General features: G+C 73.6%; 21 protein-coding genes. 8 read left to right on the top strand and 13 right to left on the bottom strand.

The genetic code is table 11. The features are described 5' to 3' along the window. Positions 1 to 45: 45 nt before the first annotated feature. From U8525_RS08625 to U8525_RS08590, 8 genes are all read right to left on the bottom strand, one after another. Complete coding sequence (locus tag U8525_RS08625; protein WP_374263592.1) at positions 46 to 2,796, bottom strand: VWA domain-containing protein; 2,751 nt, start codon at positions 2,794 to 2,796, stop codon at positions 46 to 48. After that, positions 2,793 to 4,526, bottom strand: a complete 1,734-nt coding sequence (locus U8525_RS08620) for a BatA and WFA domain-containing protein (RefSeq protein ID WP_374263590.1) — start codon at positions 4,524 to 4,526, stop codon at positions 2,793 to 2,795. The genes U8525_RS08625 and U8525_RS08620 overlap by 4 nt, the downstream gene beginning before the upstream one ends. An 82-nt stretch (positions 4,527 to 4,608) precedes the next feature. Next, positions 4,609 to 5,469: a DUF58 domain-containing protein gene (locus tag U8525_RS08615; protein ID WP_374263588.1), complete on the bottom strand. Its 861-nt coding sequence runs from the start codon at positions 5,467 to 5,469 to the stop codon at positions 4,609 to 4,611. Then, positions 5,466 to 6,989, bottom strand: a complete 1,524-nt coding sequence (locus U8525_RS08610) for an ABC transporter permease (protein WP_374263586.1) — start codon at positions 6,987 to 6,989, stop codon at positions 5,466 to 5,468. Before U8525_RS08610 ends, U8525_RS08615 begins: the two co-directional genes overlap by 4 nt. Continuing rightward, entirely contained in the window at positions 6,986 to 7,972 is a 987-nt protein-coding gene (locus U8525_RS08605) for an ABC transporter ATP-binding protein (protein ID WP_374263584.1), read from the bottom strand. The genes U8525_RS08610 and U8525_RS08605 overlap by 4 nt, the downstream gene beginning before the upstream one ends. Then, on the bottom strand, positions 7,969 to 9,729 hold the full coding sequence (locus U8525_RS08600; RefSeq protein ID WP_374263582.1) for a hypothetical protein: 1,761 nt from the start codon (positions 9,727 to 9,729) through the stop codon (positions 7,969 to 7,971). Before U8525_RS08600 ends, U8525_RS08605 begins: the two co-directional genes overlap by 4 nt. Continuing rightward, positions 9,722 to 10,720, bottom strand: coding sequence for an AAA family ATPase (locus U8525_RS08595; RefSeq protein ID WP_374263580.1), 999 nt, complete (start codon positions 10,718 to 10,720; stop codon positions 9,722 to 9,724). Before U8525_RS08595 ends, U8525_RS08600 begins: the two co-directional genes overlap by 8 nt. 18 nt (positions 10,721 to 10,738) lie before the next feature. Beyond that, the gene (locus U8525_RS08590; protein ID WP_374263578.1) at positions 10,739 to 12,265 is read right to left on the bottom strand and encodes a hypothetical protein; all 1,527 of its coding nucleotides are present in this window, start codon (positions 12,263 to 12,265) and stop codon (positions 10,739 to 10,741) included. Positions 12,266 to 12,423: 158 nt separating this feature from the next. Between U8525_RS08590 and U8525_RS08585 the strand changes: the two genes are divergently transcribed. The 4 genes from U8525_RS08585 (at position 12,424) to U8525_RS08570 (ending at position 15,585) form a co-directional block, all read left to right on the top strand. After that, positions 12,424 to 13,416, top strand: a complete 993-nt coding sequence (locus tag U8525_RS08585) for an aldo/keto reductase family protein (RefSeq protein WP_374263576.1) — start codon at positions 12,424 to 12,426, stop codon at positions 13,414 to 13,416. Between the two features lie 219 nt (positions 13,417 to 13,635). Then, entirely contained in the window at positions 13,636 to 14,328 is a 693-nt protein-coding gene (locus tag U8525_RS08580) for a MotA/TolQ/ExbB proton channel family protein (protein ID WP_374263573.1), read from the top strand. 3 nt (positions 14,329 to 14,331) lie between these two features. Further along, complete coding sequence (locus U8525_RS08575; protein WP_120589507.1) at positions 14,332 to 14,769, top strand: biopolymer transporter ExbD; 438 nt, start codon at positions 14,332 to 14,334, stop codon at positions 14,767 to 14,769. A gap of 15 nt (positions 14,770 to 14,784) precedes the next feature. Next, complete coding sequence (locus U8525_RS08570) at positions 14,785 to 15,585, top strand: energy transducer TonB (RefSeq protein ID WP_374263570.1); 801 nt, start codon at positions 14,785 to 14,787, stop codon at positions 15,583 to 15,585. 40 nt (positions 15,586 to 15,625) lie between these two features. Here U8525_RS08570 and U8525_RS08565 read toward each other — a convergent pair whose 3' ends face one another. Then, positions 15,626 to 16,114 (bottom strand): MarR family winged helix-turn-helix transcriptional regulator, encoded by a 489-nt coding sequence (locus tag U8525_RS08565; RefSeq protein WP_374263568.1) that lies wholly within the window; start codon positions 16,112 to 16,114, stop codon positions 15,626 to 15,628. Between the two features lie 202 nt (positions 16,115 to 16,316). Between U8525_RS08565 and U8525_RS08560 the strand changes: the two genes are divergently transcribed. Together U8525_RS08560 and U8525_RS08555 are read left to right on the top strand one after the other, a co-directional pair. Further along, positions 16,317 to 17,714, top strand: a complete 1,398-nt coding sequence (locus tag U8525_RS08560; RefSeq protein ID WP_374263566.1) for a TolC family protein — start codon at positions 16,317 to 16,319, stop codon at positions 17,712 to 17,714. A 142-nt stretch (positions 17,715 to 17,856) separates the two neighbouring features. Further along, positions 17,857 to 18,069 (top strand): hypothetical protein, encoded by a 213-nt coding sequence (locus tag U8525_RS08555; protein WP_374263564.1) that lies wholly within the window; start codon positions 17,857 to 17,859, stop codon positions 18,067 to 18,069. Positions 18,070 to 18,118: 49 nt separating this feature from the next. Here the strand turns inward: U8525_RS08555 and U8525_RS08550 are convergent, their stop codons facing one another. Then, positions 18,119 to 19,120 carry a Rieske 2Fe-2S domain-containing protein gene (locus U8525_RS08550; protein ID WP_374263562.1) on the bottom strand — a complete coding sequence of 334 codons (1,002 nt, stop codon included), beginning with the start codon at positions 19,118 to 19,120 and terminating at the stop codon, positions 18,119 to 18,121. 155 nt (positions 19,121 to 19,275) lie between these two features. Here U8525_RS08550 and U8525_RS08545 point away from each other — a divergent pair, with 155 nt between their 5' ends. After that, positions 19,276 to 20,169 carry a DUF547 domain-containing protein gene (locus U8525_RS08545; RefSeq protein ID WP_374263560.1) on the top strand — a complete coding sequence of 298 codons (894 nt, stop codon included), beginning with the start codon at positions 19,276 to 19,278 and terminating at the stop codon, positions 20,167 to 20,169. A 61-nt stretch (positions 20,170 to 20,230) separates the two neighbouring features. Then, positions 20,231 to 21,295, top strand: a complete 1,065-nt coding sequence (locus tag U8525_RS08540) for a WD40/YVTN/BNR-like repeat-containing protein (protein WP_374263558.1) — start codon at positions 20,231 to 20,233, stop codon at positions 21,293 to 21,295. 41 nt (positions 21,296 to 21,336) lie between these two features. On the opposite strand, the gene U8525_RS08535 is transcribed toward U8525_RS08540, so the two are convergent. The 3 genes from U8525_RS08535 to U8525_RS08525 form a co-directional block, all read right to left on the bottom strand. Further along, complete coding sequence (locus U8525_RS08535; protein ID WP_374263556.1) at positions 21,337 to 22,269, bottom strand: ROK family protein; 933 nt, start codon at positions 22,267 to 22,269, stop codon at positions 21,337 to 21,339. A 45-nt stretch (positions 22,270 to 22,314) separates the two neighbouring features. After that, positions 22,315 to 23,685: a phosphomannomutase/phosphoglucomutase gene (locus U8525_RS08530; protein WP_374263554.1), complete on the bottom strand. Its 1,371-nt coding sequence runs from the start codon at positions 23,683 to 23,685 to the stop codon at positions 22,315 to 22,317. Positions 23,686 to 23,853: 168 nt separating this feature from the next. After that, entirely contained in the window at positions 23,854 to 26,304 is a 2,451-nt protein-coding gene (locus U8525_RS08525; RefSeq protein WP_374263552.1) for a protein kinase, read from the bottom strand. Positions 26,305 to 26,493 lie beyond the last annotated feature (189 nt).

Here is a 26,493-nt window from a genome sequence, read left to right as displayed (position 1 = left end):
CGACGTCATACCGCGAAACCCCGCCCGGCTTCAGGCCCCTTCCCTTCAGTCGTGACCCTGGCGACCCGTTCGACGTCGTGCCCGCGCACGCGCCGCCTCCAGCGCGGAGTCCACTCCAGCGGGCGGCTTCGGCGGCTCGGGCCTCTGCTCGGCTGGCGCCTCAGGCGCAGGCCTGGGTGGACTCGCGGGCGTCGCGTCCCCGCGCGGCGCGGCCGTGGGGCCTCGCGTGAGGACCTCCTTCACGGGCCGCGCACGGGGGGCACGCACGCGCGGCGCGGAGAGGAAGCGGCGCACCGCCACCTCCGCCAGCATCGCCGCCAGCGCGAGCGCGACCAGCCACGGCGCCAGCGCCACGCGGCCCTCCGACTCCGGGGCCTCCGCGAACAGGCCGGTCATCGACAGCCGCTCCTGGCCTCCGCCCACCGCCGCCAGGGCGCGCAGGAGCTTCAGGCCCTCCTTCGGGCTGCCCGGCTCGAACTCCGGCGCGTACGGCAGCGCCACCGGTGGCGCCCTCAGCACGCGTCCCCCCCACTTCACCACCGGGTGCCAGGTGCCGCTGCCCGTCAGCGGGTACTCGACCACCAGCCGGTCCTCGTCCTCCCAGTGCAGCGGCTTCTCCACGCTGGAGCTGCCGTCTCCCGACAGCAGCACCGCCGTGGGCAGCGCGCCCGGCATCGGCTCACCCGGCGGCAGGTCCAGCGTCACGCGCAGCAGGTTTCCCTGGCGCTCCGAGCGCGCCACCGCCTCCTCCTTCGACGTCGCCGGCCCCATCGACCAGCGCACCACCGCCTCCAACGTCGCCCGCAGCGCGCCCCACTCGCGCAGCTCGCCCGTGTACTTGCCGTCCACCTCCGCCGTGAGCGCCACCGTGCGTCCCGCGCCATGCGGCCACAGCGCCAGCACCGGCGCGGCGTTGGTGTCCAGCGTGCGCAGCGCCACGTTCGCCCGGGGCTTCAGGTACGTGAGGTTGTAGCCGCCCACCTGCGGCAGCCCCGTCGTCGGCAAGGGCCCCAGCAGCGGCAGGTCCGGCGCGGCCTCCAGCGACGCGGGCGCGTCCACGAACGTGGCCCTCGCCACCGCGAGCGTCTCCTGGCTGAAGATGCGCGGCAGGCTCATGGCGTCCTCCGCGAAGTAGATGCGCCCCTCGCCGCGCCGGGCCACCTCACGCAGCAGGTCCGCGTCCGGATCCGTGGGCTTGCCCAGGCCGATGACGGACACCGTCACCTGGGCCGCGCGCAGCGACGCCAGCGTCGCCTGGTAGTCGTCCGGCTCCTCAGAGTCCGCCGCGTCGGAGAACAGCACCACGTGCCGCGTGGGCTTGTCGCTGCGGAGGATCTCCTTGCGGCCCGCGCGCAGGGCCTTGCCCACGTAGATGCCGCCGCCGCCGCTGAAGCCCCGCGCCACCTTGTCGAACGGCAGCCCCTCGCTCACCGGGCTCAGGGGGAAGATCTCATGCGGCTCCGTGTCCACCATGTGCACGGAGGCTTCGTCGCTCGCGTTGAGCAGCGTGAGCGCCGCCATGACGCCCTCCGCGGCCAGCTCCATCTTCGTGCGCCCGTCCGGCACCTGGATGCCCATGGAGCAGCTCGAATCCATGAGCACGCTCATCGCCACCGACGCGCGCCGCTGCTCCTCGCGCATCTCCAGCGACACGGGCAGCAGCGGCTCCAGGGGGGAGCGCCGGTAGCCGCCCTCGCCGAAGCTCGACCGCCCTCCCGTCATCACCAGCCCGCCGCCCGCCTGGTCCACGTAGTCCGCCAGCACGTTCAGGCCCGTCTCGCCCAGCGCGTTCGCGTCCACGTTCTCCAGCACCACCACGCCCACCCCGTCGAGCGCCTCCAGCGACAGGGGGAACGGCGCCCTCACCTCCAGCGCCATGCCCGTCGCCGCCAGCGCCTTCGCCAGCGTGCCGGAGGGCTGCGCGGTGAGCAGCAGCACGCGCGGCGGCCCCTCCACGCGCAGCACGCCCACGCCCACGTCGTTCTCCGGGACGCCGTCGCCCGGCACCTCCACCGTGAGCCGGTAGTGCACGAGCCCCGGCGCCTCCAGCAGGTCGCGCAGCGGCAGCAGGTTGGGCCCGGGCTTGAAGGCATACGGCCCCCTCACCAGCACCCGCCCGTCGCGCTCCAGGCGCACGGTGCCGGTGACGGCGGAGGTGGCCCGCACCACCGCGGAGAACTGGAAGGGCTCGCGCACGGTGACGGTGGCGGGCACGTCCAGGGACATGACGGCCACGTCCAGCGCGGGCTCCGGGCGGGACACCTGTCGGTAGTCCACCGCGATGCCCCGCGCCGCCAGCCGCCGCGTCGCGCCCCGCGCGTCCGCGCCCGTGGCCCGGCCGTCGGACACCACCAGCACCCGGCCCGTGCGCTCGGGGGGAATGAGCGCGCCCGCCGCGTCCAGCGCGGCCGACAGGTCCGACGCCTCCGCGTCCACCGGCCGCGTGAAGCCGCCGAACCGGCCCACCTCCGACAGCGGGGCCTCCACCCGGGCCTCGCGGCCGAAGGTGATGACCCCCACGCGGTCGCCGGGCCGGCGCTGGGACTCCACCAGGGAGATGAGCTCCAGGGCCACGCGGTCCACGTCCAGCGGCATGGAGCGCGAGCGGTCCACCACCACGGCCACGTCGCTGCCCGCGTTCGCCAGCCGCAGCTCCGGTCCGGACAGCGCGCCCACGCCGAGCACCAGCAGCGCCCACCGCAGCGCCATGGGCGGGCCGGGCCTCCGGCCGTAGCGCCACAGGAAGAGGCCCAGCGGCAACAGCAGCAGCCACGCCTGGGGAAGCGTGAAGGTCATGCCTTCCTCGTGACGTGGAAGTCCGCCAGCAGCGCGGCCAGCAGCACCACCAGGGGCCAGCGGGCGCGCTCATGGGCGCCGGTCCCCTCCGAGTCCTCGCCCGCCTCCTTCGCCGCCACGTCTGCGCCGCCCCGGCCGCGCAGGTCCGACTCGCGCGCGTCCAGCGCCAGCACCTCCAGCGAGTCCACGTCGCGGCCCTCGCGCTCCAGCACGTAGCGGCCGGGGCTCGTGGGCGCGGGCAGGCTCAGCGCGCCCGCGCCGAACACGGGCCTGCGGCCCGTAGGGCCCTTCAGCGCGTAGCGCGCGCCGGCCTCCGTCACCACCGGGAGCGCTTCGCCCAGGTTGAGCTGGCGCCGGGGGAAGCCCTCGCGGAGCCGCCGCGCCTCACGCACCACGTTGCCCAGCAGCACGGGCCAGGCGGGGGTGCGCTGGAGGTTGGAGCGCGCCAGGTCCACGTTGAGGTGCAGCCGCCCCCCCTCCTCCTCCGACACGAGCACCGCGTCGCCCGCGGTCATCAACGGACGGCCCGGGGGATTCGCGCCCGCCGTCCACCGCACGCCCGCGAGCTGCACGTCGTCCATCAGCGCGCTGCCCTTCTCCGTGAAGAACGGCCCCACGAAGGTGCGCAGCGCTCCTTCCGCGCCCAGCGTCACGCGGGCCTCCGCGCGAGCGGGGCCCACGGACAGCACCGGCGCGCCTGGGACGGGCGGGCCACGCGCCACGTCGGGCGACACCGCCAGGAAGCGCTCCAGCGCCTGCTTCGACGCGGGCGACAGGCCCTCCGTGAGCCCCACGGACACCGGCGTCACGGGAGACGGGGGCAGGCGCACGTGGCCGTCCTCGGGCAGCGCGTCGTCCGGCAGGGACACCTCCACGTCGCCGGCCTCGCGGAACGTGAGGCGCACGGTCGCGGCGCCCTCTTCCGGCAACGCGATGCGCTCCGTGCGCTCGGTGCCTTCGCGCGCGCCCGGACCGGGTGCCGCACGCACGCGCGCCTCGATCTCCGAAGGCCCCGCGCCGAAGCGCGCGACCCGCAGCGTCACCGTGGCCAGGCCACCTTCGTCGCGCCGCTGCGCGGAGACCAGCGCCACGTTGCCCTGGGAGTGGCCCAGCGCCGTCCAGCGCACGGAGGGCGGCACGGTCGCGTCCTGCGCGGGCGGCGCGTCGGTCAGGAAGTGCACGCGCCTGCCCGGGCCGGCCAGCTCCTGCGCCCACAGGAGCGACGCCGTGACGTCGTGGTCCGGTCCACGGGCCTCGAAGGACTCCAGCGCGCCCAGGGCACGCGAGGGCGCTGCCTCCGGGCCGGCGATGACCTGCGGCGTGACGCCGCTCGCGAGCACCGTGACGTGCGTCGCGCGCTCCGCCTCCACGCGCTTCGCGGCCTCGGCGCGCACACGCTCCAGCACCGTCCCGCCGTCCGGAGTCCGCGCGGACATGGACAGGCTGCCGTCCACGACGAGCACCAGGTGACGGCGGCGAGCCGTCTCGCCCAGGCGCACGTCCGCCAGGTACAGCGCCGCGGCCAGCACTGCGAGCGCCTCCAGCAGCAGCGACGCCTCACGCGTGAAGCGCTCCCACCGGGGCCCGCCCTCCGCGCGAGGACGCGGCGTGCGCCACAGGAACAGCGCGCTCACCACCACCGGCTTCTGCCGCCGGCGCAGGAAGTACGCCGCGACCAACGGCACCAGCGCGCCCAGCGCCAAGAGCCCCCAGGGAAGCCCGAAGCTCACGCCCCGCCTCCCCCGGCACACCACGCGCGAGTGCGTCCGCCCCTACGCACGCCGGCGCTCGACGTCCCACTCTCCATGCCATTCACGCCCCGCCTCCCGCGACGAACAGCGAGCGCAGCGGTCCCGCCACCTGCGCTCGCAGCCCCGCCGTCGCGTCGACGGTGAGCAACGTCCCCCGCGCCCGCACCGCCGCGCTCCGCAGCGCGCGCTGATGCGCCTCGAAGCGGCGGGCATAGGCGGCCAGCACGCTGTCCGTCAGCAGCTCCTCCAGCGCCGCGCCGCTCTCCGCGTCCACCAACCGCGCGCCCTCGCCGCCCGAGGGGTTCAAGTCCTCCGCGTCCAGCACCTGCACCAGGAACAGCGCCGACGCCCCGCGCGACAGCCGGGCGCACAGCGCCTCCAGGTCCGTCTCGAAGAGGAAGTCGCTCACCACCACCCGCAGGCCACACGGCCGCAGCGGCGGCAGCCGCCCCAGCGCGGACGCCAGGTCGTCCCGCGCCTCGAACTCCGCGCCGCGCAGCGCCGCGCGGCACGCCGGCCCCTGCACCCGCTCCGACCTCGCCCCGCCCCACAGCAGCGTCGGCGTCAGCCCCTGCCGCCCGCCCACCTCCACCGTCAGCAGCGCCACCGCGCGAGCCCCCGCCGCCTTGCGCGGCGACAGCCCCATGCTGCGCGAGCCGTCCAGCACCACCTCCACGCGCGGCGACACCTCGTCCTGCCGCACGCGCAACACCAGCTCGCCCGTGCGCGCCACCGCGTTCCAGTCCAACTGCCGCAGGTCGTCCCCCGGCTGGTACGCGCGGAAGTCGTGCAGCTCCATCGCGCTGCCCGCGGACGTGGCGCGCACCTCGCCCACCCGCCCGCGCTGCGGCACGCGCGGCAGCGCCAGGGTCAGCCCCGGCGCGAGCCGCGCCACCTCCGCCTCATCCAGCGACGCGCTCACTGCTGATGGACCCGCCGCTCGCGCGCCGCCAGCACCCGGTCCGCGGTGAACGCCGCCAGGAGCGCCACCAGCGCCACGCACAGGAGCAGCTCCGGCGGCATCTTGAGGCCGCTGGGGTCGCTGTATTCGTAGCGGCCGAAGTTCAGCGGCCCCAGCACCGGGTTGAGCAGGTTGAGCAGCTCGTCCCGCCCATCCATGCCCAGGAACACCGACAGCAGCGGCGGCACGCCCGCCCCCACGACCCCCACCAGCACGAAGAGCAGCCGCACCGACACCGGCGACGCGAACCGCCCCGAGCGCGACATCCGCCCCAGCAGCACCGCCACCGACAGGTACAGCACCCCGTAGAGGGCCAACGACCCAATCGACAGCATCAGCCGCATGCCCCCGGTCGGGCCCCGCGACTGCCACACCAACACCGAGCAGCCGAGCGCCCACCCCAGCAGCAGCAGCACCGACAGCCGGAACCCGCGCAGCGCCCCGGGCTTGAGCAGCGACCAGGCCCGCGTGCCCGCGCGCAGCGGCCGCGCCAGCCCGTCCACGTCCGTCGCCATGAAGAGACAGGCGAAGATGAGGTGCAGCCCGCCCAGGATGCCCATCACCGAGGGGATGTCGTCCTTGCGGTCCAGGAACCACCACATCACCGTCATCCCCGCGAACGTCAGCACCACCTGCGCCACCAGCGCCCGCCGGGGATGGCGCGTGTAGTCCTCCGTCACCAGCGACAGCCGCGACACCGCCGCCTCGAACACCAGCCACCCGTTCGACACGAGCACCCAGAGCACCGCGGCCAGCCCCCAGAAGAACTCCCGGTCGAACGAGAACCCGGAGCCGCGCTCCTGCGTCACCACGTAGGTGAGCGTCAGCGTCTGGAAGAGCGACAGCAGCAGCGCGCCCACCAGCCCGAGCCGCACCGCGGACCGCCCCATCCGGCTGTCCGCCAGCGTCGCCGCGCACACCGACACGAGCGTGAGGAACACCATCCACGTCGCGCCGTAGAGCAGCACCAGCAGGATGGTGGGCAGGGAGATGCCGTTGAGGAAGTAGCTGAACAGCAGGAACGGCCCCACCGCCGACGCGTACAGCACCGCCTGCACCAGGAAGGACGCCACCTTGCCGCGCAGGATGCGCCGGGGGCCCAGCCCCGTGAGCAGGAGCAGCGACCACGTCTCGTCCTCGCGCTCGCGCGCCAGCGACCGGTACGCGTTGAAGGGGATGACGCCGAAGAGCACCAGCGCCAGGCAGATGAAGAAGGAGAAGAAGTACGCGCCGCCTTCGCGCGTGTACGCGCTGTCGTGCGTGTTCACGAACGCGATGAGCGACAGCACCAGGCACGCCGCGAGCAACAGCCCGAAGCTCACCCAGAAGACGCGGGTGCGCAGCCCCTGCCGCACCTCCTTCACCACCAGCGGGTTGAGCCGGTCGCTCCACTTCTCCCAGCGCTCGGACGTCATGGCGGGGACCTCCGGCGAGGGGGCGGACTCGGCCGCGCCCGACGCGGGGCTCGCTTGCGTGCTCATGACACCCTCCCCTTCGTCACCGTCATGAACGCGTCCTCCAGGTTGCGCTCGCGCGGGCTGAACGCGCACACCGGCAGCCCCTGCGACACCAGCGCCGCGAGCAGCGCCGCCGCGGCCACCTCCGCCTGCGCCGGCCCCGCGTCCGCGTCCAGCTCCAGCCGCACGCGCAGCGCGCCGCCGTCGCGCGCCACGTCCTTCACGCGCGGCTGCTCCAGCAGCGTGCGCTCCGTGCGCGCCCACAGCGCCTCGCCCGCGTCCCCCTGCGCCGCCAGCCGCACCATCAGCTCCGTCGTCCGGGCCGGGCCCGCGCTCTGGCGCAGCACGTCCTCCACCCGGCCCTGCGCCAGCAGGCGCCCCTGCTCGATGATGACGCAGCTGTCGCAGATCTCCGCCAGCTCCGTGAGGATGTGGCTGGAGATGATGACCGACTTGCCCTGGTCCGCCAGCGCGCGGAGCAGCTCGCGCAGCTCGATGCGCGCCCGCGGATCCAGCCCGTCCGCCGGCTCGTCCAGCAGCAGCAGCCGCGGGTCGTGCAGCAGCGTGCGCCCCAGGGCCACGCGCTGGCGCATGCCCTTGGACAGCTCCGTGGTGAGCCTCTCCGCCAGCGGCCCCAGCCCCGTGAACTCCATCACCGAGTCCACCCGCTGCTTGCGCTGCGCGCCCTTCAGCCCGTACGCGCGCGCGAAGAAGTCCAGGAACTCCCTCACGGTGACGTCGTCGTAGGTGCCGTAGCGGTCCGGCATGTAGCCCAGGAGCGGCCGGGCCCGGTCCGGCGCGTCCACCAGCGACGTGCCGTCCAGCAGCACCGAGCCCGCGGTGGGCACGTCCAGCGTGGCCAGGATGCGCAGCGTGGTGCTCTTGCCCGCGCCGTTGGGGCCGATGAAGCCCAGGATGCTGCCGGCCTCCAGCGTGAACGACACGTCGTCCACCGCGCGCAGCGCGCCGTAGTCGCGCCGCAGCCCCTTCACCTCCAGCAGGCTCATCGTCGTGCCTCCTCGGCCTGACCGCGCACCACGTGCAGCCCGGCATCCAGCGCCACGTCCATCACCGCCGTGGGCGTGAAGCCGCGCCCGTCCAGCCGCGCCACGAACGTCCCATTCTCCAGCGGCTGCACCAGGGGCGCGCTCGCGTCCCCGAAGCGCGAGAGCGGCTCGTGCGCCAGGCCCAGCAGCTCCCCGGGGGCCGCGTCCAGGGGCGTGGCCAGCCCCTCCGCGCCGTCCGCCAGCTCCGGCAGGGCCCAGAAGTGGCCATCCAGCTTCAACGTGCCGCCCCTCAGCGGAGCGCCCAGCGCGTTCTGCACCCGCACGCCGCCGTCGGCCTTGCGCACCGTCAGCCGCGCGCGCGAGGGAACCACGGCGATCTCCCCCCACTCGCGGTAGCTGCGCGAGGGCAGGAAGCTGTTCTTCACGACGAGCCCGTTCGTCCAGTCCAGCAGGCGCGGCGGATCCTCCGGGTCGTCGGGGGCCAGCAGCACGCTGGAGGCGGGCATGCGCGCGCCGTCCTCCGCGAGGTTCGCGTACCAGGCGTTGAGGCCCACCGTCACCGCGCGGGAGCGCTCGCGGTCCAGCAGCGTGAAGCTGTAGCGCGCGGCGTGCACGCTGAAGCCGTCCACCAGCACGGACCACGCCACCAGGCCCAGGCTGGTGAGGACCGCCAGCGCGGGCACGGCGATGAGCACCGCCAGCGGCCCCTTGCGCCGGGCGAGCATCCACCCGCCCGGCCCCACCGCCAGCGTGAACAGGAAGATGAGCAGCATGAAGCGGCCCACGGGCGCGCGGGCGCTGGTGAGCAGCGGCAGCCGTCCGTCGTTCAGCAGGTCGTGGCGCTCCCACCGGGGCGGCGGGCCCGCGGGCGTCACCACGGCCTGCGACCGCTGCGTGTCCTCCCAGAGGCTGAAGCCGCAGCCCGGCGTCCGCGTCCGGCATTCGTGGAACTGGCGCACGAAGCCGAACCCGTAGCTCGACAGCTCCGCCTTCTCGTCCTGGAGCAGCGGGAAGAGCAGGCGGGGGTTCGCGGGAGGCTGGTCCAGCACCAGCTTGCCTCCGCTCACCGCGTAGCTCTCCAGCACCGCCCAGACGTCGGCGGGCACCTGGTCCGGCGGCACCGCCACCAGCACCGCGTCGTAGCCCGCGTAGGCGGCCAGCTCTCGCGGCGCGGTGCGCGGCTCCAGGAAGCGCGCGGCGACGAGCGGCTCCGTGGTGTCCGGAGCGCGGCCCAGCCCCGTCGCCGCCTCGAAGGACTTCACGTCCCCCAGCACCATCACGCGAGCGCCCCGGTAGCCGTCCAGGTAGAAGCCCTCGGCGACGGTGTCCAGCCCGGGCGAGTCCATCTGGAGCGTCCCGCCCTGCAGGTCCGCGGGCAGCAGCAGCCAGGCGACGGCGCGCTCCCGGGGCGCCACCTCCAGCGAGCGCTCCGTGCGGCGTCCCTGCGCGGAGATGGACAGGCGCACCGGACGCGGCTGTCCGCCGGTGTTGTGCACCGTCACCTGGATGGGCGTGTAGCCCCGGCTGGGGACCAGCGTGACGACGCGCATGGAGGCCTTGAGGTCCCCTGAGTCGGGGAGGGGCTCCACGGTCTCCACCACCTCGCGGTAGCCGCTGCCCTCCGGCTCCTTGTCGCGCGCCTCCACCGCCACCGGGCTGGTCGCGAGCGCCGCCGTCTCGCCGGGGAGCCCCGGCAGGCCCGTCCAGAGCAGGGCCCCCAGGAGCACGGCGAGGGCCCAGGCCGCGCGGCTAGCCACGGGGCACCTCGGGGGTGGCCTTGAGCAGCTCGCGCACCACGTCCGGCGCGGACACCTTCTCCAGCGACGCCTCGTAGGCCAGCACCAGGCGGTGGTTGAGGGCGGCGGGCGCCGCGGCCACCACGTCGTCGAAGCCCACGTTGGGCCGGCCATCGAGCAGCGCTCGCGCACGGCCCGCGGCGGCCAGGGCCAGCGCCGCGCGAGGGCTCGCGCCGAAGCGCACGAAGCGCCGCACGGCCTCCGGCGCGGAGGCCTGGCGGGGGTCGGACGCCTCCACCAGCCGGCCGATGAAGTCCGCCACCGGACCGGGCAGGTGCACGCGGTCCACGGCGGCGAACAGGCGCGACAGCCCGGCGGCGTCCAGCACCGGCTCCTGCGCGGGAGGCGCGCCGCGCACGCGCGTGGTGAGCAGGGTGCGCAGCGTCTTCGAGCCCACGGGCGGCACGAGGATGCGGAAGAGGAAGCGGTCCAGCTGCGCCTCGGGCAGCGGGTACGTGCCTTCGAGCTCGATGGGGTTCTGCGTGGCGAGCACGAAGAACGGGTCGGGCAGGGGCCGCGTCTGGCCCAGCACGGTCACGGACCGCTCCTGCATGGCCTCCAGCAGCGCGGACTGCGTCTTGGGGCTGGAGCGGTTGATCTCGTCCGCCAGGACGAGGCTCGCGAAGAGGGGGCCTTCGCGGAAGACGAAGTCGCGGCGCGACTCGCCCTCCAGCACGTAGGTGCCGGTGATGTCGCCGGGCAGCAGGTCGGGGGTGAACTGGATGCGGCGGAAGGGCAGCGACAGCAGCCGCGCCAGGGCCTTGCACAGCTCGGTCTTGCCCAGGCCGGGCAGGCCCTCCAGGAGCACGTGGCCCCGAGCGAGCACGGCCGTCACGACCTGCTCGACGACCGCCTCCTGGTCGAGCATCACCTGGTTGAGCCCGGCCTTGAGCCGGGACGCCACATCCGCCGCGCCCTGCGCTTCGGCGGGACTCAGAAGCTCCGCTGCCACGTCGTTTCCCCTTCTGGACTACGAACCACCGAAGTACCGCTTCACCAGGTCGCGGTTGCGAGGCAGCAGCGGACCGGAGGTCGGTCCCGCCGTCGCGTCGCCCTTCGCGCCCGTGCCCTTCGAGCCGCCGGGCCCCGCCTGCCCCGTCCGGGCCCGCGGATCCGCGGCGCGAAGGCCCCACAGCTCCTCCGCCTCGCCGCCATGTCCATCCGGCAGCGGCTGGAAGGCGAGCCGCTCCGGGTTCATCTCCGCCTCGCCGCCAAAGACGAGCGGCTGGCTCTCTCCGCCCCGGCCCACGCCCGCGCCATCGCCCTGGCGCGTGCGCCGGCTCGCGTGCTGGCCGCCCTGCTGTCCCTGTCCGTCGCCCTCTTCGCCTTCGCCTTCACCCTGCCCTTGCCCCTGTCCCTTCTGGCCCTGGCCCCGCTGCCCCTGCCCGGACTGCTGCCGCCGGGTGGAACGCCGCGCCTGGGCGCCGCGGTTCCCTCGCGAGGCGCTCTCTTCTCCGAAGCGCTGGGCCAGGGACTGCTGGCGCCGTTCGAGCGTGCGGCGCAGGTCGGCGATCTGATCCGGCGAGCCGGAGGCCTGGGCGCGAGCGGAGGCACGGGCCTCTGTGTCGGAGGACGCCCGCGAGCCCTGCTGCGCGTCACCACCGCCCTGCGAGTCCGCGCCCTGCCCCTGTGAGCTCCGCTCGGACGCGGGGGCTTCCTGCTCACCGGCGGCGGAGTCCTCCGGGCTCCCGCTGGCGCGGGCATCGAGCGCCATGAGGGCCTGCTCCAGCGACTCACGCTCACGGGTCGCGGCTTCGGCGCCACCGGCCGCGGCGAGCGCGTCCTCCAGCTCGGCGGCGGCCTCGGACGCGCGGTTGAGCTCGGCGGCGGCCTCGGACGCGCGCTCGGCGAGCCGCTGCTCCAGCGCGTCCGCGGCTTCCCAGTCGGCGGAGTCGAAGCGCCCCTGCGCGACCTCCTCGGACAGTCGGCGCAGCTCCTCCTCGACGTCGGGGCCGAGGGGCTCCTCGCGAGCCAGGGCCTCCGCCTGGGCCTGCACGGCGGCGACCTGGGTCGCGGCGGCGGCGTTGATGTTCGAAGCGCGCAGGGCCGGCAACGGCACGAGGAACCCCACGGCGAGGAACGCGAGCGCCCCCAGGAGCTCGCCCGCGGGCCGGAGCCACGGAACCTCCGGAGGCGTCACCTGCTGGGCGAGCTGATTGAGGCTCAGCTCCCACTCGCCAACCGGGCGCTCCAGCCGCGTGAGCAGCAGGCCCCCCGCCCTGGCGGAGCGGTCCGCGAGCACCGCCGCGTACTCCAGCGACACGCCCCGGGACCGGGCGCGAACGAGCCACCAGCCCAGGCCCGCGAGGAGGAGCGGAGGCAGGGCCCACACCGCCAGGTCGCGCAGGAGCAGCCGGGCCAGCACGCAGGCGGTGGCCAGGGCCCAGAGCGGGGCCATGCCCGCGCCGGCCCAGGCGACGATGTTGAGCCGCCGCTGCACGCGCCGGATGGGCGCGAGCACGAGGGACTGGAAGCGGCGTTCATCACTGGCGGCCATGCGTGGAAGGCAGTGTCGGACACCCGACCCACCGTCCACAAGCGACGCCGGGGAACGGTCGAATCCCGCCGTGGACGGTCGTCCGTGCGACTCCAGCTGTCGAGAAACCGCGAAACCCGGGCGAGCGCCCGAAGGCGGCGGTTACTCTGCCGCCCCCTATGAACTTCCGATTCCTTGGTCGCAGCGGCCTGAAGGTCAGTGAGATCTCTTTCGGCAACTGGCTCACCCACGGCTCCCAGGTGGAGGAGGACGCCGCGGTCGCCTGCGTGAAGGCGGCGCTCGACTCCGGCATCACCACCTTCGACACCGCCGACGTCTACGCCGGCACCAAGGCCGAGGCCGTCCTCGGCCGCGCCCTCAAGGGCCAGCGCCGCGAAGGCTACGAGCTGTTCACCAAGGTCTACTGGCCCACCGGCCCCGGCCAGAACGACCGCGGCCTGTCCCGCAAGCACATCTTCGAGTCCATCCACGGCTCCCTGCGCCGCCTCCAGACGGACTACGTGGACCTCTACCAGGCCCACCGCTTCGACGCGGAGACGCCCCTGGAGGAGACCCTGCTCGCCTTCGCCGACCTCGTCCGCCAGGGCAAGGCCCTCTACATCGGCGTCTCCGAGTGGACCGCCGAGCAGATCTCCGCCGGCGCGAAGCTCGCCCGCGAGCTGCGCGTGCCCTTCATCTCCAACCAGCCCCAGTACTCCATGCTCTGGCGGGTCATCGAGTCCAAGGTCATCCCCACCTCCGACGCCGAGGGCCTGGGGCAGCTCGTCTGGTCCCCCATGGCCAAGGGCGTGCTCAGCGGCAAGTACCTCCCCGGCAAGCCCCCGCCCGCGGACACCCGCGCCGCCACGCAGGGCGCGCAGTTCATGACCAGCTTCATGACCGACGACGTGCTCACCCGCGTCCAGCAGCTCAAGCCCCTGGCCCAGGAGGCCGGCCTGTCCATGGCGCAGCTCTCCATCGCGTGGGTGCTCCAGAACAAGAGCGTCTCCTCCGCCATCATCGGCGCCACCAGGCCGGAGCAGGTGCTCGACAACGTGAAGGCCACCGGCGTGAAGCTGGACGCGGAGCTCCTGCGCCGCATCGACGCCATCCTCGGCCCCGTCGTGGAGCGCGACCCCGCGCAGACCAGCAGCCCCAGCCGCCGTCCCTGAGAGTGTTCTCATCCACCGGCGGAGCAGGCGCTCCCATGCCCGCCCCGCCCGGTCCGGTGATGGCCATCCGACATCCGCGCCCTCCTGCCCCCATGGCCGTCCACCATCGCGCGACGGACGGGTGAACCCGGCCCCGATCCATTTGACTTTTGAGTCGGGGGGAACAAGAGACTGCGCCGCGCGTTGAGCGATCCCACTCTTGAACCGGGCTTTTCCCACATGACGTCCTCCTTCCTCCTGGCCCAGGCGGCCCAACCCGAACTCGGATGGTTGAGCAGCAAGCTGCTCGGGGTGACGCTGGGCAGCGCCGAGTGGGTCCTCTGGCTGCTCGTGACCCTCTCCATCGTCTCCATCGCGGTGATGCTGGAGCGCGCCGTCTACTTCTCGCGCCACCGGCTGCCCAACTCGGAGGCCCTGGCGGTGCGCCTGGCGCGCGGCGAGTTCGACGCCGTGGCCGGCGAGGTGAAGAACCAGAAGGGCATGGAGGCCGCCGTCATCCGCGAGGCCCTGGGCTCCGCGTCGCAGGGCCCCGACACCGTGGAGCAGGTCATCGCGTCCACCGTCGCCCGCGAGCGCCCCCAGTACGAGCGCGGCCTGTCCATCCTGGGCACGCTGGGCAACAACGCCCCGTTCATCGGCCTGTTCGGCACGGTGCTCGGCATCATCAAGGCCTTCAACGACCTGGGCGCCATGAACGCCAAGGGCGGCGCCATGCAGCAGACGGTGATGGCCGGCATCTCGGAGGCGCTCGTCGCCACCGCCGTGGGCCTCGCCGTCGCCATCCCCGCCGTGGTCGCCTTCAACGTCTTCAACCGCCAGCTCAAGACGCTCACCAGCCGCACCACCGCCCTGGGCCACGCGCTCGTGGGCGCCATGAAGGCGCGCAAGCCGGGCGCCGCGGGAGGCAACTAGCCCATGGCCGGCGGCGCGAACGACAGCGACGAGGAGATCTCGGGCATCAACGTCACCCCGCTGGTGGACGTGGTGCTGGTGCTGCTCATCATCTTCATGGTCACCGCCAACTTCATCGTCCGCGAGACGGTGGAGGTGGACCTGCCCCGCGCCGCCAACGGCGGTGAGACGGTGCAGGGCCTGGTGAACGTCGTCCTCGACAAGGAGGGCAAGCTCTACTTCGACGGCGCGGAGGTGACGGAGGCCGACCTGTCCCGCCGCGTGACGGAGGCCGTGGCCAAGGACAAGGACACGCGCGCCATCATCAGCGCGGACCAGACGCTCGCCTACGGCCGCGTGATGCGCCTCATCGACGTGGTGAAGGGCCAGGGCATCGCGAAGTTCGCCCTCAACATCGAGAAGGACGCCGCCCCCGCCCGGGCCGCGCCCGCCACGCCCTGACGAGGCCCCGCGACGATGAGCCAGGCGGTCCTCGAACCCTCTCCCCTGCCCCAGCGCGACCGCTCCACGCGGTTCCTGCTCTTGTTCGTCCTCGTGTCGCTCGCGCTGCACGGGGTGGCCTTCGGGTTCCTCTCCACCCTGGAGGGCCGCACGCACGCGGCCCCCCAGAAGCCGGTGGAGCTGGTCATGGTGGAGGTGCAGAAGCCGCCGCCCCCGCCGCCTCCGGAAGAGCAGCCGGAGGAGCCCAAGCCGCCGCCTCCGCCGCCCCCGAAGGTGAAGGTGAAGCCGCCGCCCATCAAGGTCGCGGAGGCCCCCAAGCCCCCGCCCCCGACGGAGGCCCCGCCGCCGCCCAACGACACGCCGCCGCCGGAGCCCTCCGCGAAGCCGCCGCCGCTCGTGGTGGGCATGACCATGTCGTCCACCACCAGCGCCGGCTCCTTCGCCGCGCCCGTGGGCAACACCGCCTACGGCAAGGCCACCGGCCCCGCGAAGGACCCCAAGGACGTGAAGGGCTACTCCGCGCCCAGGTACGTGCCCGTGTACCAGGTGGACACGGAGCCCTCGGTCGCGTCCGAGGTGAAGATCCCCTACCCGGACGAGGCGCGCCGCGCGGGCATCGAGGGCACCGTCACGCTGTCCATCACCATCGACGCGGAGGGCAAGGTGAGCAACGTGAAGGTCATCTCCGGGCCCGGCTACGGCCTCAACGAGGCCGCGCGCGACGCCATCCGCCGCTTCCGCTTCAAGCCCGCCATCAAGGGCGGTGAGCCGGTGGCCACGGAGATGAAGTACTCGTACACCTTCCTGCTGGACTGACGCGGGGACGCCCGGGCTCCGCTGAGCCCGGCCCGCCGCGCTACTGCGTCTTCAGCGCGCGGCGCATGATGTCGCGCAGCGCCGCCAGGTCCTCGTCCGGCATCGCGGCGATGAGGGGCGGCGGCGCGCTCAGCCGCTCCATCAGCCGCCCGCGCAGCTCCGCGCCCGCCTCCGTCAGCACCAGCATCTTCACGCGCCGGTCCTGCTCGCTGCTCTTGCGCTCCACCAGCCCGCGCGCCTCCAGCCGGTCCACCAGCCCCGTCACGTTGGACGCGTCGCACGACAGGTAGTGGGCGAGCGTGCTCATCGCGAGCGGCCCCTCGCCCAGCTGCTTGAGCACGTGCGCCTGCACGGGCGAGAGGTCGAGCTCCGCCGCCAGCGCGGGGAAGTTGCGCATATGGGTGTGCAGCATCTCGTACAGCAGCGCCCACGCCTGCTCGGGCAGTCCGCTCCCGCCCTCGGGCTGGCCACGGGAGGCCACCGGCTGGCGCAGCACCTGCTCGCTAGGACCGTCGCTGAAGCCATTCATAGTGAATTTACGTTAATTCATCGGACGCACATAAACAATTGACATCATCAACCATTGACCGCTACTACATTCCGCATATTCCAACATCCGACAGTGCGGATTACTTCAACGCCGCGCCAAGGTCGGGTAGAGGACGCAACGCAGTCGTCCATAGGACGGATCCGCCTCGCGCTCCCGCGGGACGGTGAGGAGGTCGAGCGGTATGAGTACCCTTCTGGCGCTGTCCCTGTCGGCCACCCTGGCCGCGGCGCCCGTACTGACGCTGGATGAGGCCCTGGAGTCCGCCCGCCAGCAGAACCTCGATTTGAAGGTCGCGCAGGAGCGCTTCGAGCAGGCATCGCTCGCCACGCGCAAGGCGTGGTCGGGCTACCTGCCGAACATCAGCGTGGGCGCGTCCATCACGCGCAACAACGTGGCGGCCGTCATCCCCGCGGGCCCCATCGCGCCGGTGGACATCACCATCCAGCCGCTCATCCAGAAGGGTGCGCAGGCGGAGGTGCGGCAGGCCATCATCGCGCCGCAGCTGTGGGCCAGCATCGCGGCGTCCTACCAGTCCGTGAAGCTGGCGGAGCTCAACACGCAGACGGCGCGCCGGCAGGTGCTCTTCGGCGTGGCGCAGGCGTACTACGGCGCCGCGGCGCAGCAGGAGGCCCTGCGCGCGCAGGAGCGGCTCCTGGAGCTGAACCAGGCGCGTGAGAAGGACACCCAGGCGCGGTTCGACGCGGGCACGGTGACGCGCGTGGCGCTGCTGCGCGCCCAGCTGGACCGCTCGCGCGCGGAGCAGGACCTGGTGCGCGCGAAGAACGCGCTCGCGGGCCTGAAGCTGGCGCTGGGCACGCTCATCCAGCGCGAGCCGGACTTCGACCTGGCCCCGCCGCCGGAGCCGACGGTGCCCGCGCAGGCGTCGCCGGACGAGTTGGTGAACCAGGCGCTGCAGGACCGCTCGGACGTGCAGGCCGCCGAGGTGGGCGTGAAGCTCAGCCGCACCAACAAGACGGGCGTCATCCTGAGCTACCTGCCCACGCTGGGCGTCACGGGCGCCTACCGCATCGCGAACGCGGCGGGCTTCACGGGCTCCAACGAGACCTGGGCCATCACCTTCGGCGCCAGTTGGACGCTGTTCGACGGCGGCCTGCGCGAGGCGAACCTCTCCGAGGCGTCGTCGCGCGTGCGCGAGGCCACCGTCACCCAGGCGCTGGCGCAGGCCCGCGTGAAGGAGGAGGTGCGGCGCTCCAAGCTGGACCTGGAGAACGCGCTGGCCAACCGCGCCAAGGCCGAGGAGGCCCTGGAGCTGGCGCGCGAGTCCAACCGCCTGACGGACGTGAGCTTCAAGGCGGGCGTCGCCACCTACCTGGAGGTCGCGGACGCCAACACCGCGCTCACCAACGCGGAGGTGGGCTTCGTGTCCGAGCGCCTCCAGGCCTCGCTCGCCGCGCTGCGCCTGCTCAACTCGCTGGGCTCCTTCGAGTCCGGCTCGGTGAAGAAGGACGCGGCCGCCCTGGGCGAGCAGCCCGGCGCCGGCGCGGCCCAGCAGCCGGCCCCTCAGCCGCAGCCCGCGCAGGAGCAGCCGGCCCCGCAGCAGCCCGCGCAGGAGCAGTAGCGCGCGGTGAGGTGTGATTCCCGGCGCCCGCCCCTGGGCGCCGGGTCCCCTGCCCTCCCAGGCGGGAGGCAGGTGTTTCATTGTGGGGGTCCGCCACCGACCCCACCCTCCTCTTGGACCCCGTTTCCACGAGGAGGGAACCATGGCGGACGCATCCTGGGGCAACTGCAAGAACTGTCGTTTCTTCGCTGGCAACAGCGACGAGCCGAGCGACGAAGCCGTGCAGAGCTGCAACCAGTCGCACCTCAAGCAGTTCGCGCTCGTGGTCTCCGGGGACAGCGGCTGCAACGCCTTCGAGGCGCGCACCGGCGAGGCGATCCCCACCTACGAGGAGCCCGCGCCGTCCATGCACTGACGGCCGCCGCGCCCCACCGGTCCTCGCGATGCCACGGCGGCCCCCGCGTTCAGGAGCCCGTGGCGTCGCGGAGCCGGGGCAGCGCCGGCTCAGGGGCCTGCGCGTAGTAGATGCGCTCCAGCAGCTTGCGCTGGTGGACGAGCGGCTTGTCGTACTTGTCCAGCCGCATGCCCTTGTGGCTGTAGGGCGTGTCCGCGACGGTGGGGATGAAGCGCGCGTCGTCGCGCACCTCCCACCAGGTGAGGCCCAGCGCGGCCCTCGCCGCCACCGGCAGGAAGGGCCGGAGCGCGGGCACGTCCGTGCGCAGGAAGGAGAAGACGTGCAGGCGCGTGGTGCGCGCCGTCTCCGGCACGAAGAAGATGTGCGCCTGCGTGATGAAGGGGCGCGGCGCTCCCGAGGCCGCGGTCCAGCGGATCGTATAGGCGCTGCGCACCGGGTCGAAGCGCGTCACCCAGTCATTGTGGAAGACGTCTCCCTTGCCCACCGCGAGCAGGCGCATGATGGGCGCGGGCCGCTGCGGGGCGCGGTAGTGCACCTCCGTGCGGTCGTCGTGGTTGTGCGCCTCGAACTCCACCGCTCCCGCCTGTGAGCCGCTCCACCCCAGCCGGGTGTGGACGAAGGGCGTGTGCTCGTCCTCGCTGAAGTTGTCGAGCGCCACGTGCAGCGGCGCCTCGAACAGCGTGGAGAACGTCCCACCGAAGACGTAGTCGCCGCCGGCGAGCGCCGGCATCGCGGACTCCGGCGTGTCCGCGTGCGCGAGCCAGAGGTAGCCGTGGCGCTCCACCACCTGGAAGCTCCGCGCCTCGCAGTGGCGCAGCTCCGGCTGGCTGGGGTTGACGCCGTGCCCTCGCGCGTCGAAGCGCCAGCCATGGTACGGGCACTGGAGCTGGCCCTCCTTCGTCACGGTGCCCTTCGACAGCGGCGCGAAGCGGTGCGGGCACGCGTCCGACAGCGCCGCGGCCCTCCCGGAGGCGTCCCGGAAGAGCGCGTAGGCGTGGCCCGCCAGCTCCACGCGGACGGGCTTGCGACGGAGCTGACGGGAGGGGAGCACCGGATGGAAATGCCGGACGACGTCGGGGGTAGGCTCCATGCGCGGGCAGTATAGCGGCCCGTCGCTGCGGCCCCCGGCGGGGCTCGCGAGTGGGGCTCACGAGGAGCCGAAGGGTGTGGGAGGCGGGCCCGGCGGGTGGCATAGACTGCCGGGCCGTGAGCGCTCCCATCCCTTCCCGCCGCCGCGCGCGCTGGTTCACCGTGGCGCCCCTGGCCGTGCTGGTGGCGCTCGCCGTGGGAGCGGGCCTGTACGTGGGGGGCGCCCTGCCCGCGCCCGCGCCTCCGGCGGCCGGCCCCTTCGGCTACGCGGACTACGCGCAGGCGCTGAGCCACGTGCGCCCCAGCGGGGACCTGGACTTCGACGGCCTGTCGCGCGACCGCGCGGCGCTGGAGCGCTTCGTCGCGTCGCTCGCGGCGGTGTCGCCGCACCGCCAGCCGGAGCTGTTCCCCGCGCCCGAGGACGGGCTGGCGTACTGGCTCAACGCGTACAACGCGCTGGTGCTGATGCAGCTGGTGGAGCGCTATCCGGACGGCGTGGGCGCGTCCTGGTTCGGCGGCTTCTACTGGACCCACGCGTGGCCGGTGGGCGGCGAGCGGCTGACGCTGTATGCCCTGAAGCGGCGCATCCTCCTGGGCGAGTACGCGGACCCGCGCGTGCACTTCGCCCTCTTCGAGGGGACGCGCGGCGGGCCCCGGCTGGACGGCGCGCCCTACCAGCCGGAGTTCCTGGACGCGCAGCTCAACGACGCCAGCCGCCGGTACATGGGGGACGCGCGGCACGTGAAGCTGGAGGACAAGACCGTGCGCCTGGCGCGCCTGTTCCAGGAGCGGAAGCCGGACCTCCTCGCCGCGCTGCCGGAGGGCCGGGGTGGCAACGTGCTCCAGTTCGTCTGGGCCTTCCTGCCGGACGCCTGCGAGGAGCGCCCGGGCTGCGACACGCGCGGCGACCTGGACCGCGCCTGCGGCCCCGACCTGGACAGGTGCCGCGTCGCCTTCATCCCCGAGGACACCTCGCTGCCGGACGCCGCGAACCCCGCCGAGCGGCGCTGACCGGGCCCAGCTCGGCTAGCGTCCCGCCTCGCGTGGACGGACACGCGGGAGGCACCTGGACATGACGACGGGAGCGGTGTGGCTGGCGACGTGGCTGGCCCAGGGGAGCGCGGGCATGCAGTGGGAGCCACAGGCGAGCGGGACGACGGTGCGCCTGCGCGGCGTGAGCGCGGTGGACGGCCGCGTGGCGTGGGCCAGCGGCGACAAGGGCACCGTCGTGCGCACCACGGATGGCGGCGCGACGTGGACAAGGGCCCCCGTGCCGGACGCGGAGGCGTTGGACTTCCGCGACGTGGACGCCTTCAGCGACCGCACGGCCTATGTGCTGTCCATCGGCGCGGGTGACAGGTCGCGCATCTACAAGACGACGGACGGGGGCGCGCACTGGACGCTCCAGTTCACCAACACCCGGCCTGGAGCCTTCTTCAACGGCATGGCCTTCTGGGACGAACGGCACGGCGTCGCGTTCAGCGACCCCGTGGACGGGCACTTCGTCGTCATCACCACCGAGGACGGCGGCGCGACGTGGAAGCCCGTGCCCGAAGGAGCGCTGCCCGCCGCGCTCGCGGGGGAGGCCGGCTTCGCGGCCAGCGGCACGAGCATCGCCGTCCATGGCACGTCCCACGTCTGGTTCGGGCTGGGGGGCTCCGTGGCGCGCGTGCTGCACTCGGCGGACCGGGGCAAGACGTGGAGCGTCGCCCCGACGCCGCTGGCCACGGGGGAGGGCGCGGGGGTGTTCTCGCTGTACTTCTGGAGCCCGATGGCGGGCATCGCGGTGGGCGGCGACTACAAGCAGCCGGAGGTGAAGACGGGCACCGCGGCGCTCACGCTGGACGGGGCCGGGCGCAGGTGGACCGTGCCGGAGAAGGGGCTCGGGGGCTACCGCTCCTGCGTCGCGCCGCTCACGCGCGAGAAGAAGCCGTGGCTCATCGCCGTGGGGCCCACGGGCTCGGACGTGTCGAAGGACTCGGGCAGGACGTGGGAGCCGCTGGACCGCGCGGGCTTCCACGCCGTGTCCACGCCGCCGCGCACGCGGGACACCGCCTGGGCGGTGGGCGAGGAGGGGCGCATCGCGAAGCTGCGCCTCACGGACGCGGCGCCGGCTCCGAAGCCGGAGCCCCCGTAGCCCTCCGCGTGGCGCGGGGAGAGGCCCCCGCGCCGGGGGCTTCACTTCACCAGCAGCGCCGCGCCGATGAGGCCGCTGTCGTCGCCCAGCTCCGCGTCGGCGATGAGCAGGCCCTCGCGCGACACGCGGGATGACCACTGCTGCACGCCGTCCAGCACCTGGCGCTTGATGCCCGGGCAGTGCGTCAGCACGCCGCCGCCCAGCACCAGCCGCGACGGGTTGAGCACCGTCACCTGGTTGGCCACCGCGAGCGCCAGGAAGTGCGCCGCGCGGTCGTGGATCTCCCGGGCCTTCGCGTCCCCCGCCTCCGCCGCCGTCTCCAGCGTCACCGGGGTGATGCTGTCCGCGTCGTCGTTCGTCAGCCGCTCCAGCACGCGCGAGCCGCCCGACGCCATCAGCTCCTTCGTCTGCGCGATGAGGTTGTGGCCGCCCGCATACGCCTCCAGGCAGCCGTGCTCGCCGCAGCCGCACAGCCGGCCGCCGGGCACCACCTTGATGTGGCCCAGCTCGCCCGCCACGCCGCCGCCGCCGTGCACCAGCCGCCCGTCCGCGACGATGGCGCTGCCCACGCCGGAGCCCACGAACACCACGTAGATGTCCTGGGCCCCGCGGCCCGCGCCCGCGTGCAATTCACCCCACGCCGCCGCGGACAGGTCGTTCACCACCTTCACGTCGTAGCCCAGCCGCTTCGTGAGCAGCTGGGCCAGCGGCACGTCCCGCCAGCCCAGGTTGGGCGCCACGGAGATGACGCCCGTGTCCTTGTGGATCTGCCCGGCCGCGCCCACGCCGCAGCCGTCCACCTTCACCCCGCCCTTCTTGACCGCCTCCTCCGCCGCCTGGGCGATGGTCTCCACCACGCCCTGCGGCTTGCGGTCCTGCACCGCGACCTTGGCGCTCGCGAGGATGACACCCTTCCCATCCACCACCGCGGCCCGGGCGAACGTCCCGCCCAGGTCGATTCCCAGCGTCGGCATGCTCCCTCCCTTACGTGCGTCTGCTTCGCGTGGACCGCCGGCGGCTCAGGCGCCGACGTCCTTCTGCGCCTGGGCGACCGTCTTCTCGATGAGCGCCTGGATCTCCTTCACGCGGGCCTCCGTGCTGGCCTCGTAGCGCAGCACCAGGATGGGCTGCGTGTTCGACGCGCGGATGAGCCCCCAGCCGTCCGGGAACGTCACGCGCACGCCGTCCACGTCCACCACCTTGTGGCCCGCGTCGCGCAAGAGCTCCGTGGCGCGCTTCACCATGGAGAACTTCTTCTCCTCCGTCGTGTCGAAGCGCAGCTCGGGGCTGGCGAAGGTCTTCGGCACGTCGGAGAGCAGCTGCGACATGGCCTGCTTCTCGTGCGTCAGGATCTCCAGCAGGCGCGCGGACGCGTACACCGCGTCGTCGAAGCCGAAGTAGCGGTGCTTGAAGAAGATGTGGCCGCTCATCTCGCCGGCCAGCTCCGCGTGCTCCTCCTTCATCTTCGACTTGATGAGCGAGTGGCCCGCCTTCCACATCACCGGCTTGCCGCCGTGCTTCGCGATGTCGTCGTACATCGTGTAGCTGCACTTCACCTCGCCGATGATGGCCGCGCCCGGGGCCTCCTTCAGCACGTAGCGGCTGAAGAGCACCATCAGCTGGTCACCCCAGAGCACGTTGCCCTGGTCGTCGATGACGCCGATGCGGTCGCTGTCGCCGTCGTACGCGATGCCCACCTCCGCCTTGACCTCCTTCACCTTCTTGATGAGGTCCTGGAGGTTCTCCACCACCGTGGGGTCCGGGTGGTGGTTGGGGAAGTCCGCGTCCATCTCGCAGTACAGGGGCACCACGTCGAAGCCCATGCTCTCGAACAGGGGCACCGCGATGGCGCCGCCCGTGCCGTTGCCCGCGTCGATGACGATCTTCATCCCCTTGCGGCCCACCTTCACCGTCTGGCGGATGAAGTGGTTGTAGGGCGTGATGATGTCGAAGGGCGTCACCTTGCCGGGCTTGTTGGAGGACGCGAAGTCCCGGGCCTCGATGAGCCGGCGCAGCTCCTTGATTTCCGGGCCGTGGAAGGTCGTCTTGCCCGCGCCGATCTTGAAGCCGTTGAACTCCTTCGGGTTGTGGCTGCCGGTGATCATCGCCAGGCCGTCCACGGGCAGCGTGTTCGCCGCGAAGTAGGTCAGCGGCGTCGGCACCACGCCCACGTCGTAGACGTCCAGGCCGGTGGTGGTGAGGCCCTTCGCGAGCGCGTCGCGGAAGCGCGTGGAGGACTCGCGGCAGTCGCGGCCCACCACGATGGAGGTGCCGCCCTTGCGGCGGATCATGGTGCCCAGACCCAGGCCCAGCAGCTCCACCACCTCGGTGGTGAGGTCCTTGTCCACCAGACCTCGAATGTCGTACTCGCGGAAGATGTGCGCGTTCATGGCAGTGTCCCCACCCTCGACAAGAACCGGGAGGGCGTAGCGGAAGGCGTCGGACACTACACGAGGGGAGCCGGGGGCTGCACACGTCCGAACGCACCCGGCTGACTGTTGAACGCACGGTCCCCGAAGGGGGCGGGACCTACCCCCGGGGGCACCTGATGGCGCCCATCAGGCCATGGCCCCGGGCGCCTGGGCCCCGGCGCCCACCGGCGCCCGCCGCAGCAGCGCCTGGTAGTGCTTCAGCCAGGACGTGTTCAGCGGGTCCAGCTTGAGGGCCTCCGCGTAGCGCTCCAGCGCGGCGGGGACGGCCCGTTGGACCTCCAACGCCTGTCCCTGGGTGAACAGGGCGCGCGCCTGCTTCTCCACCTCCGGCCGGGCGGCCAGGAAGGCGCTGCGCAGGGCCTCCAGGGTGGGCTCCGGGACGCCCGCGGCCACGCAGCGGGACAGGCCCCCCAGGTTGCCCCGGGTGGCGTCGTAGCCCACGCGGGAGAGCGGCTCGCCGAGCATCCGCCGCGCGGCCAGCACGCGCACGCGCAGGGCCTCCAGGGCCTGGCGCTGCGAGGTGGGCAGCGGGCGGCGCTGGAAGGCGAGCAGGCGGCGCAGGGCGGCCTGGGCGCGGCGGTGGAGGTCGCTGAAGTCCGCGTCGTACTTCGCGCCCAGCAGGCGGTAGGGGTCCCGGGCGACGGCCTCCGCGCGGGCCAGCATGCGGGCGAGCTCCGCGTCGGGCGCGGGCTCCGCGTCCTCCAGGAGGGCTCGGGAGAGGAGCCGGCCCAGGGCGGGGAACTCGTCGGAGAAGTGGACGAAGACGCCGGCGGGCACGTTCCAGGCGCGCGCCTCGTCGAAGGTGACGTGGCGGACGACGTCGCAGGCGCCCAGGGCCGTCTCGCCCCGGAAGGACACCTCCACCGTCAGCCGCGCGGCGAGCGGGGGCAGCGCGCCGTGGCACTCGGCGAAGAGGCCCTCGGGGGCGACGTCGCTCACGGCGACGCGCTGGAGCGCCTCCCCCGGCGTGAGGCCCAGGCGCACGCGCAGGTCCGTGGGCGCGTCCGTGCGAGGCGCGGAGGCCTCCAGCGGCGCCCCGGCGTTCACCAGCGGGGCGGGCGCGGAGTCCTCGGCCACGTCCACCAGCGGAAGGGGCGCGGGCTCCAGCGCGGGCGCCAGGGTCATGAACGGGATGGCCGCGGCGCCCAGCGTGGACGTGGGGCTCACCGCCGGGCGCGGCGAGACGTCCAGGGGCGAGGCCAGCTCCACCCGCAGGACGGGCGCCGCGGCGTCCACCGCGTTCACGTCGACGACGCCCAGCTTCATCGTCCTGGCTGGCGCGCTGGACGCGGGGCCCACGGCGGGCTGCACCAGGAGGATGGGCACCCCCGCGCCCGGCATGGCACCGGAGGCGGCGGAGCCCGAGGAGCCGGCCTGGGACGCGCCGGTCGCGAGCGGCTCGGCGGTCCCCAGCAGCGCCACGGCGGAGGCCCAGAACGCGGCGACGTCCGCGCGCATGGCCCCCTCACCGGAAGGCACGCCCTCCGTCGCGCGCAGCGCCGCGTCCTCCACGGACGTGGAGGCCATGCCCCACTCCGGCACGTCCTCCACGATGTCGAAGTCGTCCGCGCCGCGCGCCGTTGAAGCTCCGGCGCCGTCGCCGCGAGCCGTCACGGGCTGCTCCTCCACGAACGCGTCGGAGACGTCCTCGGGCGCGTCCGCGGACGCGTTCCGCACCGGCGCCTTCAGGCCCCGCGCCTCCGCGAGCGCGGCCCGGAAGGCCCACGCGCTCTCGAACCGGTCCTCGGGCTTCGCGGCCAGCGCGCGCAGCAACACGGTGGACAGCGCGGGCGGCACGTTCGCGTCGAGCGCATGCGGCGGGAACAGCGTCGCGTCCGCGGAGCGCCCCAGCCCGAACGGCAGCCGGCCCGTCACCAGCAGGTAGCCCGCCACGCCCATCGCGTGGACATCCGCGCGCGGGCTCCGGTCCATCCCCGCGCACTGCTCGGGCGACATGAACGTGGGCGAGCCCACCGTCACGCCCTGCGCGCGCTCCTCCGGCGACAGCGCAGCCTCTCGCACCGCGCCCGCGCCGAAGTCGCACACCCGCACGCGCCGCTCCCCCCTCGCGTCGCGCGTGACGAACATCGAATCCAGCGTGAGGTCCCCGTGCACCAGCCCCCGCGCGTGCGCCGCCTCCAGCCCCGCGAGCGCCTGGTCCAGCACCTCGCCCACCTCGGCTGGCGACAGCGGCAGGGGCAGCGCGCTCAGCGACTCGCCCTCCGGCGCCTCCATCAGCACGCAGGGCAGGCCCTGGGGGCCGGGGCGCACGTCCAGCACGCGCGCCACGTGGCGGTGCACGACGTTGCGCTGCGCCAGCGCCTCCGCGATGAACCGCGCGCGCACGGCGGGCCGGGCCGCCAGGTGCGCGTGCAGCACCTTCACCGCGAAGCGGTGCCCCGTGGGCACGTACTCCGCCAGGTACAGCGACGCCACCGCCCCCACTTCCAGCCGGCGCTTCAGGAGCAGCGGCCCGTGCCGCTGTCCCTCCAGCGAGTCCCCCGGAACCCGAGGCCGGGCGGCGATGGGGCACGCCTCCCCATCCCGGTGTTCGCCCGCGCAGCGCTTGCAGCCCATCGCCATCCCCGCCTGTCGCCCCGGAAATGGGGCGGACCCGGGGCGGGCTTGCAACCCGCGCGCCTCATGCCCGGGGCCCCCTTCCGTCCGGCCCGCGACGCTCCAATACCCGCGAGTGCCAGAAAACCCCGCAAAACAAACCAGGGCGCCCTGTAGAAACGACAGGGCGCCCCAGGAAGAAATGTGTGG

Source organism: Corallococcus sp. RDP092CA (assembly GCF_041903675.1).
Classification (GTDB): domain Bacteria; phylum Myxococcota; class Myxococcia; order Myxococcales; family Myxococcaceae; genus Corallococcus.
Note: the sequence above shows the minus strand (reverse complement) of the source record. Positions and strands in the feature narration are given on the sequence as shown.